Origin of the sequence: Streptomyces changchenzhani (assembly GCF_039766235.1) — a bacterium.
Lineage (GTDB): Bacteria > Actinomycetota > Actinomycetes > Streptomycetales > Streptomycetaceae > Streptomyces.
Genome location: NZ_JBDHNH010000001.1, coordinates 1,316,865 through 1,335,520 on the forward strand (window position 1 = coordinate 1,316,865; position 18,656 = coordinate 1,335,520).

16 protein-coding genes, 1 tRNA gene and 1 pseudogene are annotated in these 18,656 nt (G+C 72.3%); 8 read left to right on the forward strand and 10 right to left on the reverse strand.

Going from position 1 to position 18,656, the window contains the following annotated elements:
* Window positions 1-209: 209 nt before the first annotated feature.
* Window positions 210-2,024 carry a putative bifunctional diguanylate cyclase/phosphodiesterase gene (locus tag ABCR94_RS06260; RefSeq protein WP_347118033.1) on the reverse strand — a complete coding sequence of 605 codons (1,815 nt, stop codon included), beginning with the start codon at window positions 2,022-2,024 and terminating at the stop codon, window positions 210-212.
* A gap of 316 nt (window positions 2,025-2,340) precedes the next feature.
* On the opposite strand from ABCR94_RS06260, the gene ABCR94_RS06265 reads away from it, so the two are divergent.
* A complete protein-coding gene (locus ABCR94_RS06265; protein WP_521976282.1) occupies window positions 2,341-3,618 on the forward strand; it encodes a M6 family metalloprotease domain-containing protein in 1,278 nt (425 codons plus the stop codon).
* 101 nt (window positions 3,619-3,719) lie between these two features.
* On the opposite strand, the gene ABCR94_RS06270 is transcribed toward ABCR94_RS06265, so the two are convergent.
* The 6 genes from ABCR94_RS06270 to ABCR94_RS06295 all read right to left on the reverse strand — a co-directional run bounded on the left by ABCR94_RS06270 (window position 3,720) and on the right by ABCR94_RS06295 (window position 9,422).
* Window positions 3,720-3,793, reverse strand: a tRNA-Lys gene (locus ABCR94_RS06270).
* Window positions 3,784-4,473, reverse strand: coding sequence for a hypothetical protein (locus ABCR94_RS06275; protein ID WP_347118034.1), 690 nt, complete (start codon window positions 4,471-4,473; stop codon window positions 3,784-3,786). Before ABCR94_RS06275 ends, ABCR94_RS06270 begins: the two co-directional genes overlap by 10 nt.
* Before the next feature lie 287 nt (window positions 4,474-4,760).
* Entirely contained in the window at window positions 4,761-5,102 is a 342-nt protein-coding gene (locus ABCR94_RS06280) for a DUF8844 domain-containing protein (RefSeq protein ID WP_347118035.1), read from the reverse strand.
* A 122-nt stretch (window positions 5,103-5,224) separates the two neighbouring features.
* Complete coding sequence (locus ABCR94_RS06285) at window positions 5,225-6,580, reverse strand: AAA domain-containing protein (RefSeq protein ID WP_347118480.1); 1,356 nt, start codon at window positions 6,578-6,580, stop codon at window positions 5,225-5,227.
* Window positions 6,580-8,169: a hypothetical protein gene (locus tag ABCR94_RS06290; RefSeq protein WP_347118036.1), complete on the reverse strand. Its 1,590-nt coding sequence runs from the start codon at window positions 8,167-8,169 to the stop codon at window positions 6,580-6,582. Before ABCR94_RS06290 ends, ABCR94_RS06285 begins: the two co-directional genes overlap by 1 nt.
* Complete coding sequence (locus ABCR94_RS06295) at window positions 8,160-9,422, reverse strand: hypothetical protein (protein ID WP_347118037.1); 1,263 nt, start codon at window positions 9,420-9,422, stop codon at window positions 8,160-8,162. Before ABCR94_RS06295 ends, ABCR94_RS06290 begins: the two co-directional genes overlap by 10 nt.
* 266 nt (window positions 9,423-9,688) lie before the next feature.
* On the opposite strand from ABCR94_RS06295, the gene ABCR94_RS06300 reads away from it, so the two are divergent.
* Window positions 9,689-10,285: a histidine phosphatase family protein gene (locus ABCR94_RS06300; protein ID WP_347118038.1), complete on the forward strand. Its 597-nt coding sequence runs from the start codon at window positions 9,689-9,691 to the stop codon at window positions 10,283-10,285.
* Window positions 10,286-10,325: 40 nt separating this feature from the next.
* On the opposite strand, the gene ABCR94_RS06305 is transcribed toward ABCR94_RS06300, so the two are convergent.
* Window positions 10,326-11,705 (reverse strand): NsdA family TPR-like regulatory protein, encoded by a 1,380-nt coding sequence (locus tag ABCR94_RS06305; protein WP_347118039.1) that lies wholly within the window; start codon window positions 11,703-11,705, stop codon window positions 10,326-10,328.
* 337 nt (window positions 11,706-12,042) lie between these two features.
* Between ABCR94_RS06305 and ABCR94_RS06310 the strand changes: the two genes are divergently transcribed.
* Complete coding sequence (locus ABCR94_RS06310; RefSeq protein ID WP_521976285.1) at window positions 12,043-12,555, forward strand: hypothetical protein; 513 nt, start codon at window positions 12,043-12,045, stop codon at window positions 12,553-12,555.
* Between the two features lie 15 nt (window positions 12,556-12,570).
* A complete protein-coding gene (locus ABCR94_RS06315) occupies window positions 12,571-13,440 on the forward strand; it encodes a spermidine synthase (RefSeq protein ID WP_347118040.1) in 870 nt (289 codons plus the stop codon).
* Window positions 13,441-13,465: 25 nt separating this feature from the next.
* Here ABCR94_RS06315 and ABCR94_RS06320 read toward each other — a convergent pair whose 3' ends face one another.
* Window positions 13,466-14,026 (reverse strand): superantigen-like protein SSL4, encoded by a 561-nt coding sequence (locus ABCR94_RS06320; RefSeq protein ID WP_347118041.1) that lies wholly within the window; start codon window positions 14,024-14,026, stop codon window positions 13,466-13,468.
* Window positions 14,027-14,125: 99 nt separating this feature from the next.
* Here ABCR94_RS06320 and ABCR94_RS06325 point away from each other — a divergent pair, with 99 nt between their 5' ends.
* The 4 genes and pseudogenes from ABCR94_RS06325 to ABCR94_RS06340 all read left to right on the forward strand — a co-directional run bounded on the left by ABCR94_RS06325 (window position 14,126) and on the right by ABCR94_RS06340 (window position 18,005).
* A complete protein-coding gene (locus tag ABCR94_RS06325; RefSeq protein WP_347118042.1) occupies window positions 14,126-14,815 on the forward strand; it encodes a response regulator transcription factor in 690 nt (229 codons plus the stop codon).
* Entirely contained in the window at window positions 14,812-16,230 is a 1,419-nt protein-coding gene (locus tag ABCR94_RS06330) for a sensor histidine kinase (RefSeq protein WP_347118043.1), read from the forward strand. Before ABCR94_RS06325 ends, ABCR94_RS06330 begins: the two co-directional genes overlap by 4 nt.
* 384 nt (window positions 16,231-16,614) lie before the next feature.
* Window positions 16,615-17,511 (forward strand): annotated as a pseudogene (locus ABCR94_RS06335) (chitinase); the annotation flags it as partial.
* Window positions 17,512-17,711: 200 nt separating this feature from the next.
* Window positions 17,712-18,005, forward strand: a complete 294-nt coding sequence (locus ABCR94_RS06340; RefSeq protein WP_347118044.1) for a hypothetical protein — start codon at window positions 17,712-17,714, stop codon at window positions 18,003-18,005.
* Window positions 18,006-18,099: 94 nt separating this feature from the next.
* Here ABCR94_RS06340 and ABCR94_RS06345 read toward each other — a convergent pair whose 3' ends face one another.
* Entirely contained in the window at window positions 18,100-18,540 is a 441-nt protein-coding gene (locus ABCR94_RS06345; RefSeq protein WP_347118045.1) for a CBS domain-containing protein, read from the reverse strand.
* Window positions 18,541-18,656 lie beyond the last annotated feature (116 nt).

Consider the following 18,656-nt stretch of genomic DNA (forward strand, 5'->3'; position numbering starts at 1 on the left):
GCGTGGCGGGGGATGCCCCCGGACCCCCGGGACGCCCTACGGGCGTGTCCTCAATCGCCGGACGGGCTGGATGTTGCCGCTTGCGGCAACCTTTCAGCCGTCCGGCGTTTGAGGACCTGGGTCTGGGGCGGAGCCCCAGTTACGGGAAGGGGCGAGGTGGGGGAAAGCTCCGCGCAGCGGCACCCGCACCGCACCACCGCCCCGCCCCCCTACACCCGCAGCGCGCTCGCTTCGATCATTTCCGCGATCCGCTCCGGCGCCACCGCCCGTGAGTACAGCCACCCCTGCCCCGTATCGCACCCGATCCGCCGCAACCGGGCCGCCTGACCGGAGGTCTCCACGCACTCCGCGGTGACGGTCAGCCCCAGCCGGTGGGCGAGTTGGACCATCGCTTCGACGATCATCTCGTCGGCCGGGTTGGGATGCGCGCCCTCGTCGTACCGGAAGCCCCGTACGAACGAGCCGTCCAGCTTCAGCACGGACACCGGCAGCCGGCTCAGATAGGCGAGGTTGGAGTATCCGGTCCCGAAGTCGTCGATGGCGATGTGTACGCCCATGTCGCTCAGCGCCTGCAGGGCCTGCAACGGGCGGCCGGCCGAGCCCATCACCGCCGACTCGGTGAGCTCCAGCTGGAGCAGCTCCGGCGCGAGCCCCGTCTCGTCGAGGATCGCCGCGACGTCCGCGACCAGGTCGGAGTCCCAGACCTGGCGCACCGCGACATTGACGCTGACGAAGAGCGGCGGCGCGTCGGGATGCTCGGTCTGCCACTGCCTGGCCTGCCGGCAGGCCGTACGCAGGACCCACCGGCCGAGCTGGACGATCGAGCCGTCCTCCTCGGCGATGGAGATGAACCGATTCGGCGCGAGCATGCCGAACTGCGGGTGCTCCCAGCGGACCAGCGCCTCCACGCCCCGCACCCGGCCGCCCTCCAGGTCGACCAGCGGCTGGTACTCCAGGGTGAACTCGCCGCGCTCGACGGCGGGCCGCAGGGTGCTGGACAGTGCCTGACGGGTCATCCGGTTCGCGTTGCGCTCCGTGTCGAAGAGCGTCCAGCGCGCCCTGCCGTCCTCCTTCGCCCAGAACAACGTCGTGTCCGCGGCCTGCATCAGACCGGTCGCCGTGGTGCCGGCCGCCGCCCGCTCGACGACCCCGATGGATGCGGAGACCGAGAGCCGCCGGCCTGCCAGGTCGAAGGGCTGTTGGAGGGCGGTCAGGACGGCCTGGGCGAGATCGGCGAGTTGTTCGGTGCCGGTGGAGTCCTCGACGAGCAGGGCGAATTCGTCGCCGCCGAGCCGGGCGACCAGATGGCCGCCGCTGCCGGCGTGGTCGTACTGGTCGGCGCACCGGGACAGCCGGGCGGCCACCGCGGTCAGCAGCCGGTCGCCGACCGGGTGGCCGAGGGTGTCATTGACCGCTTTGAAGCCGTCGAGGTCCAGATAACAGAGCCCGATCCGGCCCGTGCCCCCGGTGTCGTACGTCGAATTCTCCAGCGCCGACGTGAGCCGCTCGAAGAAGAGCGTGCGGTTGGGCAGGCGGGTCACCGGGTCGTGCATCCGCAGATGGCGCAGCCGGGCCTGGAGCTCGCGCCGGTTGCTGATGTCCGACACCAGGAGCAGCACGCTGCTGCTGTCCGCCATGGGCGTGAGGGTGACCTCGGCCCACAGGGACCGCCCGTCGGGATGCTTGAGCCTGCGGGTGCAACGGAAGCGGGCGCGCCGGCCGGCGAGGACCTCCCGGTAGGCGTGCAGGCTGCGGGCGTCGGCGTTGAGCTCGACCAGATCGGCCGTGTCCCGGTCGTGGAGCTGGGCGGGCTCGGTGCCGAAGAGGCAGGCCAGCGAGTGGTTGGCGGAGACGACGAGACCCTCGCGGTCGATGAGGGCCATCGCGGGGCGGGCGGCCTGGAAGGCGGCCCGGTAGTCACGCAGTTCGGACGCGGTACGACCAACCGGCAGTGCATGACGCTCAGTGACGGCCGGGCTGAGTGTGTCGGGGACTGATCCCGGCCCTTCGGGGGTTCGGCTCACTGCTCGCTCCCGCAGTGCATTGACGCGTACAGGTTTCGTCAGGTCGTCGGCCGGGTGGAGGGCCGCCGTACGGGGGACGGGCTCCACGCAAGAAAGTGTGCCGATCATAGAGGCTGGCGCCTCGGCCGATCCAGCTACGTCGCCGCGGGACAGGGTGGCGCATGCCCACGAATGATCGTTTCTGCACGGGTGTGCCTTGAGGTGTTCCAATGCGACCGTTTGTGACTATCTGTGATCTCTTCGGGGTGTCGGCCGGTCACCCGAGTGGGGCAGTGGAACAGGGCGTTTGTAGCCAAATCGGCACAAGGTGGGTGGGGTGTCCCGCATTCCGCACCCGGAGGTCGATGTGGATCGTCAGCTGACCCCCGGGGGAGTCGACCGGTCCCGCCTGCGCCTGCGCAGTACGGCGGCCGTGCTCACCTCCCTCACGGCGCTCGCCGCCACCTCGCTCGCCGTCGGGCCCGCGGTGGCCGCCGATGTCGGCGCGCCCTGCATGCTGCCCCGCACCCTCGCGCACCACTCGCTCGGCCTGGACACCTGGAACGCGTCCTACCCCCGCCCCGAACGCACCCTCGACGCCGTCATGATCTTCCTCTCGTTCCCGGACTCGCCGCCGACGCTCCGTACCGACGAGCTCGCGGCCGACCACTTCCCGGCCACCAGCCGCTTCTTCGAGCGTGCCTCGTACGGGAAGTTCACCCTGCGCCCGCACCCGCAGCGCGAGTGGGTGCAGATGCCGGAGACCTCGACGGCGTACGGGATACGGCGCGACTGGGGCGCGGAGCGGCGCTCCGCCTATCTGCGCGACGCGGTCGCTGCCGCCGACGGCCGGGTGGACTTCTCGAAGTACGACATCGTCTATTTCGTCGCCGACCCGGACGCACCGGGCGTCGACTCCGACGCGACCAAGGTGGTCAACTTCGACCGGCCGCTGCGCGCCGACGGCCGGGACATCAGGCGCATCGTCACGGTCTTCGAGCAGCACCCGCCGGACCGCAATGTGCTGGCGCACGAGACCGGCCACGTCTTCGACCTGCCCGACCTGTACCACCGGCCGGTGGACGGGAAGGGCGACTGGGACACGTACGTCGGGGACTGGGACGTCATGGGCAGCCAGTTCGGGCTCGCTCCGGAACTCTTCGGCTGGCACAAGTGGAAGCTGGGCTGGCTGGACCGGCGGCAGGTGGCATGCGTGTCGGACGCGGGCGGGACCCTGCTCACCCTGGACCCGCTGGCAGCCCCGGTGCGGGCGGGGGCCGGCGGGACCCGGCTCGCGGTCGTCAGGACCGGGGACGGCAGCGCGATCGCCGTCGAGGCGCGGGGCGCGGCCGGCAACGACCGGTCCACCTGCACCGAGGGCGTGCTCATCTACCGGGTGCGCAACGAGACGGCCTCGGGCGGCGGGCCGATCGAGGTGGTGGACGCCCACCCTGACACCGAGGCGTGCTGGGGCAGCTCCGTCTACCCGCCGCTGGCGGACGCGCCGCTGGGCGTCGGGGAGACGTTCACGGTGCCGGGGGACGGGACGCAGGTTGAGGTGGCGGACCGTACGCCTTCGGGGGCGTGGACGGTTCGGATCACGCCGGGCGCCTGACCCGGCCGGGATCCGGCCGCCGGAGCCCGCCGACCCGGCCGCCGGAGCCCGCTGGGGCAACGAAAAGGCCCCCCGCTTTCGCGAGGGGCTTTTCCTGTCTGTGCGCCGTCAGGGACTCGAACCCCGGACCCGCTGATTAAGAGTCAGCTGCTCTAACCAACTGAGCTAACGGCGCCTGGTGACGTCGTAGACCTTAGCATCACGATCGGCGGGAGGAAAAATCGATATCCGCGCCTTGGGGACCGGCGCGGACCTGGCCGCCCGTACGCACGCCCAGAGCATCACCTCGGGCCCCGGCAGCCACGGATGCCGGACGTCGGGGGCGACCACCCAGCGCGGCCCCGAGGTGGCGGATGAGGTGGCCGGGGTGGTGAGCGGGGGGACGGTGACGGCGTCGCTCGTGCCGTGGCACAGCATCGGCGGTACGGGGCTCTCGCCCGCGGTGCCCCACTCCTCCCAGTTCAGCAGGGAGGGCAGCCGCTGGGCGGTGCCGGGGCAGGCGAAGAGCAGCATCCGGCCGCGATGGATGGCGACGGGGCCCGAGCCGGGGCCCTCGGTCCATAAGCGGTCGAGCATCCGGCGGCCGAAGATGGTGGGCACGTTCACCACGTCGAAAACGGAACCGCAGGGCAGGACGCCTGGGGCGGCGGGGCGGGTGTCCCAGAGCGAGAGTGTGCTGCGGGGGCAGACGGCGGCGGACGCGAGCCAGGCGGCGCCCGCAGCGGTGACCTGCGTGGCGTGCGGGGGGTCCTGGTCCCGCAGGAGGCTGAAGATGTCCGCGTCCCCGAAGCGCGGGTCGTCGTCGCCCGACGGGGGATCGGACAGAGGCGCGGTGTCTCGCTTCCATGCGGTCATGACTCAGGTGTACCGGGAGTGACGATTCGGTTTCTTACGGTTGGCGGAAACCAGGACAGGACGGGGCGGTGGGGAGTATCTTGCGGCCCGGCATATGCCAAGCCCCCCGGGGGGTGCGGGGTGGGGTGCGGGTGGGCCGCTGCGCGGGGCTGGTCCCCTACCCGCCCCTTCCCGAAACTGGGGGCGAGCCCCCAGGCCCCCGGGACGCCCTTCGGGCGTGTCCTCAAACGCCGGACGGGCTGATTTTCAGCGCCGCGCAAGGACTCGGCCCGCGTTTGCGGGCCCGCTCAGCGCGGCGGCGCGTTGCGCAGCAGGTCGCGGCCGAACTCGACCATCTTCTTCGCGTAGTCCTCGGTCCACTGCCCCCGCTCCGCGATGTCCGCCGCCGACAGCCGGTCGAACCGCTTGGGATCGGCGAGCTGCGCGGCCGCGACCGCCTGGAACTCCACGGCCCGGTCGGTCGCCGCGCGGAACGCCAGCGCGAGCTCCGTGGCACGCTCAAGCAGCTCCCCGGGGTCGTCCATCGACTCCAGGTCGAAGAAGTGCTCGGGATCGGTGGCCGCCTCCGAAGGCTCGAAGAGCAGCGGTGCGGGGCGCAGCCGCCGCTCGGTGCGCTCGGGTTCCGCCATGTGTCGTTCCTCCCTCTCACAAGCCACCAGGGCTCGATGACCACCCTCCATTGTCCGGGTGACCGCAAGTGCGCCTCAGGGCCGGGCGCCGCGCGCTGCTCCGGGGTGTCCGGCGTCCGTGGTCATGGGGTCCACGCGACCCGGTGCTCCGTGAGGTGGGCCAGCACCGCGTGGTTCGCCTCCCAGCCGTCCGGGAATTTCACCGTCACTCCCAGCTGGACCGGCTCCGTCGACGGGTGCTCGTCGAGGAGGTCCGCGACGCCCGCGCGGCACACCACGATGCACGCGTGGCGGTGGCGCGACGTCAGGACGCACAGGCGGCCCGTCTCCAGGTGGAACGCCGTCGCGTCGGGCCGCCCCGACAGCGGATGCAGCACCACCGTCACGTCGAACTCGCGGCCCTGGAGCCGGTTCGCCGTGTCGACGGCGACGCCCGTGACACCCAGCTCCGCCAGCGCCGCCCGGACCGCCGCCGCCTGGTCGCGGTGGGCCGTGCCGACCGCGACGCGGTCCGCCGTCAGCGGGACCGGGTCCGCCGAGCGCTCGCTGACCGCCGCGCCGCCGCGGTCCAGGAGACGCCGTACGACCCGGGCGATCGCCCGGACCGCCTCCGGGTCCGTGCGCGGGGTGTGCCGGGCGGGCAGCTCAAGCAGACCCCAGCCCGCATCGGCCGCCTCGTCAAGGACCCGGTCGGCGCCGGAGCCGTCGGACGGGACGCCGAAGGACAGCCGCCGGTCGCCGTGGTCCGTACCGCTGCGGAACGGCGTGTACGGGTAGAACGCGTCGGAGACCAGGGGCGCCGCGGACGCCGGGAGGCGCCAGGAGACGGGCAGGCGGTGCTGCGGGAGCTCCGGGTTGTGCGCGAGGAGCGTCGAGACCGCGCTGGCCGACGGGTCGTACGACAGCCCGGCCCACTGGTCGGCGCCGACGATGGAGAACGGGTCGAGCTGCCCGGGGTCGCCGACGAACAGCGCGCGCTGGAACAGCCCGGCGACGGCGAGCAGCGCGTCCGAACGCATCTGGTACGCCTCGTCGACGATCGCGTGTGTCCACGGCTCGACACTCTTGACGTGCGCCCACTTCGCGGCCGTCGAGATGACGATGTCCAGGCCCGCCAGATCGGCGGCCTTCGCGGACTTGCGTACGTTCTCCAAGTCGTCGATGGCCTTGTCGTACGGGTCGGTGTCGTTGCTGTGCAGCCGGCCGACCGGCAGTCCCGGCTCCTGCTCGGCGAGCCGCATGACCAGGTCGTCGACCTGCGCGTTGGTCTGCGCGATCACCATCAACGGGGAGCCCGCCGCAGCCAGTTCGAGCGCGGCGCGCACCACCAGCGTCGACTTGCCCGCGCCGGGCGGTGAGTCCACCACGACGCCGCGGTGCGCGCCGTGCAGCGTGTCGTGCAGGATCGCCGCGGTCGCGCGGCCGGCCGCGGCGCCGGGATCGAACGCCGCGGCGGACCCGGCGGGGGCGGGGCGGATCACAGCATGTCCTCCGTGGTCACGGGGTCGGGGCTTTCGGCGCTCGCGGTGGGCGGACCGCCGTGGGTCCACGGGGTTTCCTCCGGGTCCGGCAACTGGGGCCCGCCGCGCTGGTCGTGCTCGAAGAGGGTCCAGCACACCTGCTCGCCCTTCTCCGGCACGGACCCGGGCGCAGGCTCCTTGCCACGGCCCATCTTGTCCGTCACACGCAGCACCAGGACGCCCGTCTCCTCCTCGTGCCGTACGAACTCGGCGCTCTGCGCCTTGCCGTCCAGCGAGCGATAGACCTTGACGCGCCCGGCGAGGTGCGGGTGGTCGTCGGTGCGGACGGTGAGCAGCGGGCGGGGGCTCGGCCGCCTGCCCTCGCTCATCGCCATCTCCACGGCGAGCACCTCGCTGGTGAACGCCTCGCCCGCGAGCCTGCGGCCCGCCATCACCAGCGGGTCGTCGAGAGCCTCCTGCGCCTCCAGCTGCGCCTGCGCGCTCTCGCGGGACGCCAGCTTCTGCGCGGCGGACACCGCCCCGTCATGGCGGGGCTGCGGCGGCTCGCCCGCCCTGACCCGGTCGCGGTGCCCGGTGAACGACCAGCGGTCGCGCGTCCAGCGGTCGGTGGCCCTGGGGCCCTCGGGCAGCGCCCGCACGAGGTCGAGGCCGCGCCACACCGCGTCCCAGGTGGGCAGCAGTTGGCGGGCGAGCAGTGCGCGTATGTCGCTCTCGGCCGCTGACAGTTCGCCCAGGCGGGCATCGGCCACGAGACCGTCCTCGGCGGCGGCGAGCGCCCTGCGCGCCAGGTCGTAACGGTCGATGGCGGGGGCCAGCAGCCTGTTGTCGAAGGCCGGGTCGGTGGCGGGACCGGCCGGGGGGCACTCCAACTGCCCCTGCGCGTCGCGCGCGAGCTCCGCGTGCAGGGCGCGCTCGGCGCCCGACTCGCCCTCGGGCGGGTCGATCCAGCCGAGCAGCGCGCCCAGGTGCTGGTCCTCCAGCTGGGACTGGCCGGTCGCCCAGTGCCGGCCGAGCAGATCGGTCGCCGACAGCAGGAGCGAGGACCCGGGCACCCGGGCCCGCTCGGCGTAGTGCGTCAGCCAGCGGCCGAGCAACGGGATGTGCGGGGGCGCGGGGTAGGGCGTGTCCGGGTCCTGCTCGGCCGTACGCCGAAAGCGCATCGAGCGGCCGAGCAGTCGTACGTACTCGACGCCGGCCCGGCTGGGCACGATCAACTGCGGTGCGTCCGCGCACAGTTCGACCTCGACCTTGACGCGCTTGCCGGTCTCGGGGTCGGTCTCGTTGCGCTCGGCCGTCTCGATGTCGTCGGCGTACCCGTCGAAGTACGGCAGGACGCACTCGGCCAGCTCCGCGAGGAAGGCGAAGCGCAGGTCGCGGTCGCGCGGCTGCGCCACAGTGAGCAGCCGGGGCGACTCCCGGTCGGTGCCGACGAGCGCCCCCAGGGGCGCGCCCGCCTCACCCGCGGTGGTGAGCGGCACGAACACCATGGGGTGCTTGGCCAGATGCCGGTGCCGGACGGTGGCCACGGGCTGCGCCCGCCCGGTCCGCACGGCGTCCAGCCGCGCGAGCGTGCCGATCAGCGACATGCGGCGGCCCTCCCGGCGACGGCCAGCGCCTCGGACCGCAGGGCCGCCGCGCGGCGCAGGGCCACGACGGTCGGGTCCAGCGGGTCGCCCGCGGCGCCCTCCGCGGCGGCGAGCACTTCGCCGATCGTGGTCAGGCCGCCGAGCTCGCCGCGCACGCTGCGGCCCAGCGCCTCCACCGCGCCCGCCGCCCGCGCCTTCGCGCGGCAGTGGAAGGCCAGCTCGCAGGCGGCCAGGCACTCCGGCGCGTACGCCGCGTCGACCGAATCGACGGCCGCGGTCAGCTCCTGCGCCGGGCGCTCCAGGTCGAAGGTGGTGCCTTCGGGAAGCGCGGCGGCGAGGTCCTCGATGCGGGCCAGCCGCTCCAGCTGACGCCGGGTCACCGAGCGCTGCTTGCGTACGTCGACGACGCAGGCAGTCGGGAGGTTGGAGAAGTCCTTGGGGCAGACCAGCAGGACCGAATGGTCCACGGCCACCTCCACGCCGGCGGCGGGAGCGGCGTCCGCACCGCTCTCCGCGGACACGCCCGACACCATCGCCGCGACCCGCTCCAGCGCCAGGACGTACACCGCGGCCTGGCGGGCCGCCGCGCCCACCTTCGCCGCGTCGGCCGAATCGTCGATCATCGGGAAGGACTTGATCTCGATGACCGTCCAGCGCCCGTCGGGGTGCACCACCACCGCGTCCGGCTCCAGATACGCGGGGGAGCCCGCCACCTCCAGGGCCAGCATCGGGTGGTCGAGCAGGGTCCAGGCCCCGGCCGCCGTCGCCTCGCGCAGCGCCAGCGCCGTGCGGGCCGCGCGGCCCTCGGGGCCGGCCGCCGTCAGGTCGGGAAGGTGTGTCCCGCCGGGGGCCGGAGGCTCGCTGCCCGCGCCCATCCGCTCGTACAGCAACCGCATCAGCACCGTGGCGCCGTCCGCCTTGACCTTGGCCTCGAACGCGTTGCCCCGCATGAAGGCGAACTGGGACTGGCCGAACGCGGAGGGGGCGCCGAGCGCGGCGGCGAGCGCCGTCTTGTCCACCCCCGCGCCGTCGAGCAGTGCGCGGCGCTCGCAGCCCGGGTTGGCGGCGAGGGCGGCCAGGGCGCGGGCGTCGAGCGGCAACGGCGGGACCGCGGGGCCGCGCAGCTCGGCGAGCCGCTGCCGCAGCGCGGTGGTCGACGTCGCCGGTGTCTTTCGCGCCGCCAACCGCGGAGGTGCCTGTGGAGGTGCCTGCGGAGGTGTTGGCGCGGGTCCGCCGCCCAGGGAATCGCTCACCCGGCGAAGTCTCCCATCCACCACTGACAACAACACCGACTCCACCGACTCCAGTGACCTTCGTGGCGTGCTCGTGGGTACGGGGACGCCGCGATCGCCCCGGGGGTCGGCGGCGGATCAGGTGCGCGATGATGGTGGGGGCGGAACGATCTGCCCGTAAATGCGCCATCAACGCGCCGTCAACGCGCAACAACTGATCCACCCATGCTCGACCAGGCTTCACCCACGCACCTCGTGCACCACCGCTGCCCCAGGGAGACACCGTCATGGCACCGCGCATCCTGCTGGCCCGGCACGGACAGACCGAGTGGTCGCTGTCCGGGAAGCACACCGGCAGGACGGACATCCCCCTGCTCGACGAAGGCCGCCGCGGCGCGAAGCTGCTCGGCGAGCGGCTGCACAAGGCGCCGTTCGACGGGCTGCCGGGCGTCGAGGTGCGCACCAGCCCGCTCGTGCGGGCGAGCGAGACCTGCGAGCTCGCCGGGTTCGGGGAGCGGGCGCAGCCGTGGGACGCGCTGATGGAGTGGGACTACGGCGCGTACGAGGGGATGGCCCCGCCCGAGATCAAGGCGCTGCAGAGCGACTGGTTCATCTGGCGCGACGGGGTGCCGGACGGGGAGACGCTCGCCGAGCTTTCGGCCCGCGCGGACGAGGTCGTCGCCTGGGCGCGGTCGGCCGACCGGGATGTGCTGATCTTCGCCCACGGCCACATCCTGCGTGCGATCGGCGCGCGTTGGCTGAGTGAGGACGTGTCCTTCGGGGCCCGCATCCGGCTTGACCCGACGTCCCTGTCGGTCCTGGGCTGGGCCTACGACGCCCCGGCGATCGAGCGCTGGAACGACACGGGCCACCTGTCCACCTGACCGGGCAGGCCCCTGGGTGCCGGCCCCGCACACCGCCCGTTCAGGCACTCATCCGCGCCGCCGCATGGCGGGCCAGGAACGGGGCCACCGAGGGCGACCCGTGGTGGGGGAGCAGCGTGCAGGCCGTGCCGGTGAGCATCGTCTGGATGCGGGACGACTGGACCTCGGCGAGCAGGTCGAGGACCCGAAGCCCCACCGCCGCCGCCTCGTCCGGCGCCCCCGAGTGCGCCAGGTCGTCGGCGAGTTCCGCGCTGTAGAGGGCCAGGTTCCGTACGAAGTGGGGGTCCTGGAGGTCCGCCGCGCGCCGGGCGTGCCGCACCGCGCGGGGCCAGTCGCCCAGCGCCGACCAGCACTGCGCCTCCAGGCCCTCAAGCTCGGCCTCGCCGAAGAAGCTCATCCACTCCGGGTCGGCCGGCGCGGGGCCGCGCGCGAAGAGGGACTGGGCACGGGTGAGCGCCTGCTCGCAGCCCGCACGGTCGCCGGTCCCCGCCCAGCCGCCCGCCTCGCGCAGCGTGAGCAGCGACAGCAGTCGCGGCGATGCCACCTGCGCCGCGGCCCGCTGCCCCGCCTGGGCCGCCCGCACCGCCTCGCGCGGCCGGCCGGTGTCCCGCGCCAGGAACGCCGAGTTGCTGAACGCGTGCGCCTCAAGCGCCGGGTCCCCGGACACCCGGGCCGTCGCCAGTGCCTCCGTGTAGTGGGAGCGGGCGTCGTCGAAGCGGCCCGAGTCGTGCGCGAGCCAGCCCACCGACAGGGCGAGTTCACCGGCGCCGGTGTGCAGCCGCTCGGCCATCGATCTGCGGGCCGTGGCGCCCGTGTCGAGCATGGCGTACGCGGTGCGCAGCGGCTGCGCGGCCCGCTGGTAGAGGCTGTCGGCGCCGTGCCGGTCGTCGAGCAGCCGGATGGAGCGCACGGCGTCCTCGACCGCGCTGACCTCGGCCTCGCCGATGCGGCGGGGCGGTGGCACGGACACGGACGGGGAAGCGGCGAAAGGACGCCGCAGGTCGTACGTGATGCCGTACGCACTCGATGTGCCGGAAGCACTCGGCGCACTGCCGAGTCCCAGGGACGCGGCTGCCACCGTGGTGGTGCCGCTCGTCATGAACGCGCGACGCAGCACGTCGCTCTCCTCGTCGCTATGGATCGTGGTGTGCGTCGGGGGCGTGATGCCCCCGACATGCGCCCCCCTGCCGCGAACCGTTTCGCGGGCCGAGAAGCCCAGGTCCGCCAGCGCGAGGCCGGGGAACATATGCAGGAAGACCCGCTCGTACGCGTAGTTGGGACAGCGGATCTCGCCGGCCTCGACGCGCCCGATGTACCGGGCGTCGCACGCGACCTGCTCGCCGATCTCCCGCGCCGCCCGGCGTACGGCGGCGGCGAATTCACCCGGTGAACGCGGCCCTCGCAGTCGGCGGAAGAGCATGTTCGGCTCTGCCGACCGATGATGCGTCGGCTCTGCCGACCGATGATGCGTCGGCTCTGCCGACCGATGGGGCGTCGGCTCCGTCGACCGACGGTGCGCTGGTGGCGACGTCATGGGTCGGCCCTCCCGCAAGGTTCGCGTGCTTCGGCGGAGCAAAAACGTACCCTCTGTGACGACCCCTACACACGGAGTTTGCCTACAAAACGGATATCTCACCCGCGATCTGCCATGAACTGCCATCCTTTGCGGCGGCTTGCCGCCGTAGCTGTTGACAACTCCGCGCGTTGAACCATGTGGAGTGGGAGTCTCGCTCCCACTTGAGCGAGGAGGGGTTCCCTTGTTGGACGCCGACATCGAGATCAGCGGCTCACGAACGACTGCTCAGCACAGGCCCACGTACGAGTTCAGCGCCGTCCCGCCGGGGCCGTGCGCGATGGTCGAGCCGGTCGGACCGGTCGGCCCCGCCCCGGTGGACATAAGCGTCGCGGAGCCCTGCGACCTGGTGACGGTCCCCGTACGTCAGGGCCTGGAGGCCGTGGACATCCTGCGCCGCGGCGCCGTCTCCGCCCCCGCGGTCGGCCCCGTCCTGCACGACGGCCCCTGCGACACCCTCGGCTTCCTGGTGCCCCCGGGCACCGCCGACGCCTGGGACCTGCCGGGCAGCGCCTGTACGCAGACCTCCGGGCGCGGGCTGCGGATCTCCGCCGTCGACATCCCGGAGCCGCCGGTTTCCGGCACCGGGTGGCTGCTGCCGCCCACCGACGCGGGTCCGGTCACCGACCCGGCGGCGCTGCGGGCGGCCCTCGGCGAGGCCACCCGGCTCATCGAGGCGGCCGACCGCTGCCGCTGAGCCGATACTGGCCCAGTGGCAAAGAACAAAGGACGGCGCGAACGCGCCGCACCCGAGACTGTCGTCGAGCAGGTCGACGGCGGGCTCGCCGAGCTGATACCCGACCGGGACCGTCCGCGCGGCTGGACGCTGCTGCTCGACGGCGCCCCGCAGTCCCATGTGGACCTCGACGACCCCGCGTACCTCGACTTCGCGTACCAGCGCAGGCTCGGCCATGTCGTCGACCTCACCGCACCGCCGGGGCAGCCGGTCCACGTCCTGCACCTGGGCGGCGGCGCCTTCACGATGGCCCGTTACGTCGCGGCCACCCGCTCCCGCTCGACCCAGCAGATCGTCGAACTGGACGCGGCGCTCGTACAACTGGTCCGCAAACAGCTCCCGTTGGACACCAACGCGCGCATCCGCGTCCGCTCCGCCGACGCCCGCGCCGGGCTCGGCAGGATCGCGGACGGCTGGGCGGACCTGGTGATCGCGGACGTGTTCAGCGGCGCCCGCACCCCGGCCCACCTGACCAGCGCCGAGTTTCTCACCGACGTACGCAGGGCGCTCAAGTCCGGTGGCTTCTACGCCGCGAACCTCGCCGACGGGCCGCCGCTCGCGCATCTGCGCGGCCAGATCGCCACCGCAGCCGCCGTCTTCCCCGAACTGGCCCTGGCCGCCGACCCGGCGGTGCTGCGGGGCCGGCGCTTCGGCAACGCGGTGCTGCTGGCCTCCGACCGGGCGCTGCCGGTCGCCGATCTGACCCGCCGCATTGCGAGCGACCCGCACCCCGGGCGGGTGGAGCACGGGCGGGAACTGGTCGCCTTCGCGGGCGGTGCGGCGGTGGTCACCGACGCGAGCGCGCGGCCCTCACCCGTTCCGCCGGAGTCCGCATTCAAGAAGTGACGGTCCGTCACCGGCGGCGCGGTGGTCAGGAGTTGTTGATGATCTGCACCGACGGCGCGTGGTCGTGCCAGGTGGCGAAGACCGTGACGGCCGTCGCACCCTCGGTGAACTGCACCCGGATCCAAGTCGGATCCTTCCAGACCTGGATCGACCAGCCCGTCGCGGGCGTCGCCGAGACCAGCGTTGCGGACTTCTCGCCCATGTCGAGTACGACCCGGCCCCCGGCGGTGTTGTAGCTCTTCACCGTGCCGGCCGACCCCGACGGACCCGCGCCGGAACCGGCAGGTGCGTCGGGTATAGGGCTCGGCGGGGGCGGTGTCTTCCTGTCCTGCGGCGCGCCGGTCGACGCGGCGGGGCGTTCCGGCTTCTTCGCGGACGGCTTGTCCTCGGGCCGCCGGGTGGAGGACGACTGCGGCTTCGCGGCCTGTGGGGTGCTGTTTCGCGCCACTTCGGAGGGGATCGGCAGGGCCTGCGGAGGGTCGTACGCCGTACCCGCCATCACCGTGTGCACGCCCCACCACGACAGCGTGACCGCCGCGCCGGTGGCGAACGACCACGCTATGCCGTGTACGAGTCCTCGTTGCATCCGGGCCATATTGCCCCACCCGTCACACGGCTGTCCCCATGGGTCGCACGGTTGTCCCCCAGGGGTCCGAGGTTCCCCACATGGCGTACGGTGCCGCGCATGGCAAGTGTGCTCGTGGTCGAGGACGACCAGTTCGTACGTTCCGCCCTCATCCGGCACCTGACCGAGGCCTCCCACACGGTGCGCAGCGTCGGTACGGCCCTGGAGGCGTTGCGCGAGGTCGCGCATCTCAGTTTCGACCTGGTCATTCTCGACCTCGGCCTGCCGGACCTGGACGGGGCGGAGGCGCTGAAGATGCTGCGCGGCATCACCGACGTACCCGTGATCATCGCCACAGCGCGCGACGACGAGGCGGAGATCGTCCGGCTGCTCAACGACGGCGCCGACGACTACCTCGTCAAGCCCTTCTCGGTCGAGCACCTGTCGGCCCGAATGGCCGCCGTGCTGCGCCGCTCCCGCACGCTGGCGGGCGCCGAGCCGCCGTCGCGCCTCATCCAGGTCGGCGGCCTGTCCATCGACCCGCTGCGCAGGCAGGCCGAGCTGGACGGCGGGCAACTCGACCTGACCCGCCGCGAATTCGACCTACTGACGTTTCTCGCCGGGCGGCCCGGTGTCGTCGTACCGCGCAAGGAGCTGCTCGCCGAGGTCTGGCAGCAGAGTTACGGCGACGACCAGACCATCGATGTGCATCTGTCCTGGCTGCGCCGCAAGCTCGGCGAGACGGCGGCCAGCCCGCGCTATCTGCACACGCTGCGCGGGGTGGGCGTGAAGCTGGAACCGCCCCGATGAGGTGGGCGCTGGTCAGGGTGAGCCTGGCCGTGACCGTGATGGTCGTGCTGGCCTTCGCCGTGCCGCTCGGACTTGTCATCAAGGAGATGGCCAAGGACCGGGCCTTCTCCAACGCGGAGCGCTGGGCCGCCACCATCGGGCCCACCCTCTCCATCGCCACCGACCGGGGCTCGCTGGAGAAGGCCGTGATGTCCACCGACGTCGGCTCGGCCGGACATATGGCCGTGCACATCCCGGCCGCGGACAAGGCGGGCAAGGCTGGCGGTGTCCCGCTGGAGATCGGGCAGCGCCGGGCCTCGCAGCGGGACCTGGAGGCCACCCGGCGGCTCGGCCGCGCCTCCATCTCTGAGGTGCCCGGCGGCTCCGCCCTGCTCCAGCCCACCGCGCTCGCCAGCGGCCAGATCGCGGTCGTCGAGGTCTTCGTGCCCGAGGAGGACGTCTCCAACGGGGTCGCCACCGCCTGGCTCGTCCTCTCGGGCGTCGGCATCGCGCTGATCGTCGGCTCGGTGGCGGTCGCCGACCGGCTCGGTGTACGGATGGTCCAGCCCGCCCAGCGGCTCGCGGGCGCCGCGCACGACCTGGGGGAGGGCAGGCTCGGGGTGCGGGTGCCGGAGGAAGGGCCGACCGAACTGCGGTCCGCCGCCGTCGCGTTCAACTCCATGGCCGACCAGGTCGTACAACTCCTCGCCAATGAGCGTGAGTTGGCGGCCGACCTGTCGCACCGACTGCGCACCCCGCTCACCGTGCTGCGCCTCAACGCCGCCTCGCTGGGCGAGGGTCCCGCGGCCGAGCAGACCAGGGCCGCGGTCCAGCAGCTGGAACGCGAGGTGGACACGATCATCCGTACCGCGCGCGACCAGCGCCCGCAGACCCAGGGCCCGCCCGGCGCCGGGGCGGGCTGCGACGCCTCCGAGGTCGTACGCGAACGGATGGCCTTCTGGTCGGCGCTCGCGGAGGACCAGGGCAGGAAGGTCCGGCTCGCGGGCGTCGACCGCCCGGTGCGCATCCCGGTCGGACGGCCCGAACTGGCCGCCGTACTCGACGCGTTGCTCGGCAATGTCTTCCGGCACACCCCCGAAGGCACGGCCTTCTCCGTCGATGTGCACAACGGCGACGACGCCGTCATCGTCCTCGTCTCGGACGCGGGCCCTGGCATCACCGACCCCGAGGCGGCGATGACCCGGGGCAACAGCGGCGAGCGGGCCGGGTCCACGGGTCTCGGCCTGGACATCGTGCGCCGAGTCGCCGAGTCGACGGGCGGCGACGTACGCATCGGGCACTCCGTGCTCGGCGGCACGGAGGTCCGGATCTGGATCGGCCTCGACGGTCGACGCGCCACGGACGGCCGGCACGGGCACCGGCTGGGGCGACGCAAGCGCGGCGCGGGCAAGCGGTCGGCGGGCCTGAACCGCTAGGGGGTGCTCGGGCCCGGTGGCCGCCCGGTGGGCCCGGGCCCCGCACCCGGTGGCGGTCGCGACGGGCCCGAACCTTTCGTGGGCCCCATCCCTTCCTTAACCCCACCCTAAGATCGCGAACTCCCGTACGGAACAAGCCGATTGTCCGTTTCGGTGCCACTAGCGTGCTGCCCACCCCCATGGAATCCCCCCACGGAATCCCCCCACGGAATCCCCCCACGAGGCAGAGGCATACACGCGATGAGCAGTACGACGCACCGGCGCAGGGCGAACGGCAAGACCAAGGTTCTCGGCGCGGTCGCCGCGGCGGCGATGATCGGTGGGGCGGCCTTCGCGTTCACCGGGACCGCCCAGGCCTCCAAGGCCTCGGACGGCACCCCCGCGGCCGCGGACGCGCGATTCGCCCCGTACGTCGACACCTCCCTCAACCCGGCGTACGACCTGCTTGACACCGCGGCCAAGACGGGCGTGAAGGAGTTCAATCTGGCCTTCATCACCTCGGGCGGCGGCTGCGCCCCGCTGTGGGGCGGCGTCACCGGCCTGGGCGACGACAAGGTCGCCTCCCAGATAGGCGCCCTGCGGGCCGACGGCGGCGATGTCCGGGTCTCCTTCGGCGGCGCGGCGGGCAAGGAACTGGCGCTCAACTGTTCCTCGGCCTCCGAGCTCGCGGCCGCGTACGGCAAGGTCGTGGACGCGTACGAGCTGACCAAGGTCGACTTCGACATCGAGGGCGCGGCCCTGCCGGACACCGCCGCCAACACCCGCCGCGCCCAGGCCATCACACAGCTCCAGAAGGAGCACCCCGGTCTGGACGTCTCCTTCACCCTGCCTGTGATGCCCGAGGGGCTGACGCAGCCGGGCGTGGATCTGATCGCCGACGCCAAGAAGAACGGCGTGAAGATCAACGCGGTGAACATCATGGCCATGGACTACGGCCCGGCCTACAGCGACGACATGGGTACGTACGCCATCGAGGCGGCGACTGCGACGCAGGCGCAGCTCAAGGACGCGCTCGGGCTCGACGACGCGGCGGCGTGGCAGACGATCGCCGTCACCCCGATGATCGGCGTCAATGACGTGGCCACCGAGATCTTCAAGGCCGACGACGCCGCGCAGTTGGTGGAGTTCGCCCAGGAGAAGAAGCTCGGCTGGCTGTCGATGTGGTCGTCGACCCGCGACAAGGAGTGCGCGGGCGGCGCGCAGCCCACCGCGGACGCGACCTGCAGCTCGATCCTGCAGGAGCCGCTGACCTTCACCAAGGCGTTCGCGGCGTACAAGTAGCCCTCTGACCAGCACCTTCCCCCGACTCGCGCGCCCCGGCCGGCCTTCCCCCCACCCGGCCGGGGCGCGCGTCGTGGCTCGGACGGAGGATGAGATGTTGCCGCCTTGATCACCTGGAGCGAGGCTGAGCGGGACGCCACGGGCTTCACTGAGCGCGGTTGGGACCGCGCCGGCCCTGGCGCGCCGAAGGAGTGAGCGCGATGAGGGTCATGCTGCGAGCCTGTATGGACACCGAGGTCTCGAATGAGGCCATCAAGAGCGGCGCACTGCCGAAGCTCATGGAAGCGATGATCCAACGGCACAAGCCCGAGGCGGCCTACTTCGGCCCCAGCGAGGGCGGCCGGTCCTGCACCTTTGTCTTCGACATGAAGGACAGCTCCGAGATGCCGGCCATCGCGGAGCCGCTCTTCCAGGAACTCGGCGCGAGGATCGAGATCCACCCGATCATGAACGCCGACGACCTGCGGAAGGGCCTGGCCGCCCTGCAGGGGTAGAAGGATGGACCGATGGATGGTGGCGCCCCGGGACGGCCGACGGGCAGCCCCGGGATACCGCTGCTCATTCACTGTGCGTCGGGCCGGCCGCGGGTTAGCCGTCGGCTGCGGCGTACACGCGAGTTGCGAACTCGGCGATCTGGGTGTCGCTGAGGTTCTTGGCGAGATTGGCCTCCGTGATCATTCCGACCAGACTGTGGCCCTGCTGGACGTCGATCACCGGTAGCCGCTTGATCTGGTGTGTCTCCATGGTCTCCAGAGCCGCGCTGGCGTCCGCATCGGCATCGATCCAGTGCACATGCCCGGCCAGGGAGCCGGCCTGCACCGTTCCCGGGTCGATATCTTCGGCGCAGCACATGACGACGATGTCACGATCGGTGATCAAGCCCGCGAGCTTGTTGTCGTCACCACAGATGGGCAGGCAACCGACATTCAGGTCGCGCATCATCTTCGACGCGTCGAACAGCGACTGGTGTGCACCGATGCACTGCACCCCGCTGGACATGATGTCGCGGGCCTTGAGCTGCTTGGTCATCGCCATGATTCCTCGATTCCTCCCGCTTTCGACTGTTGTTTTCTCCTCCATCGATCACAACACGAATGGCGCATCGACGCCCCTCGGAGCCGTTGTGCTGCCATGTCCGGGACCGT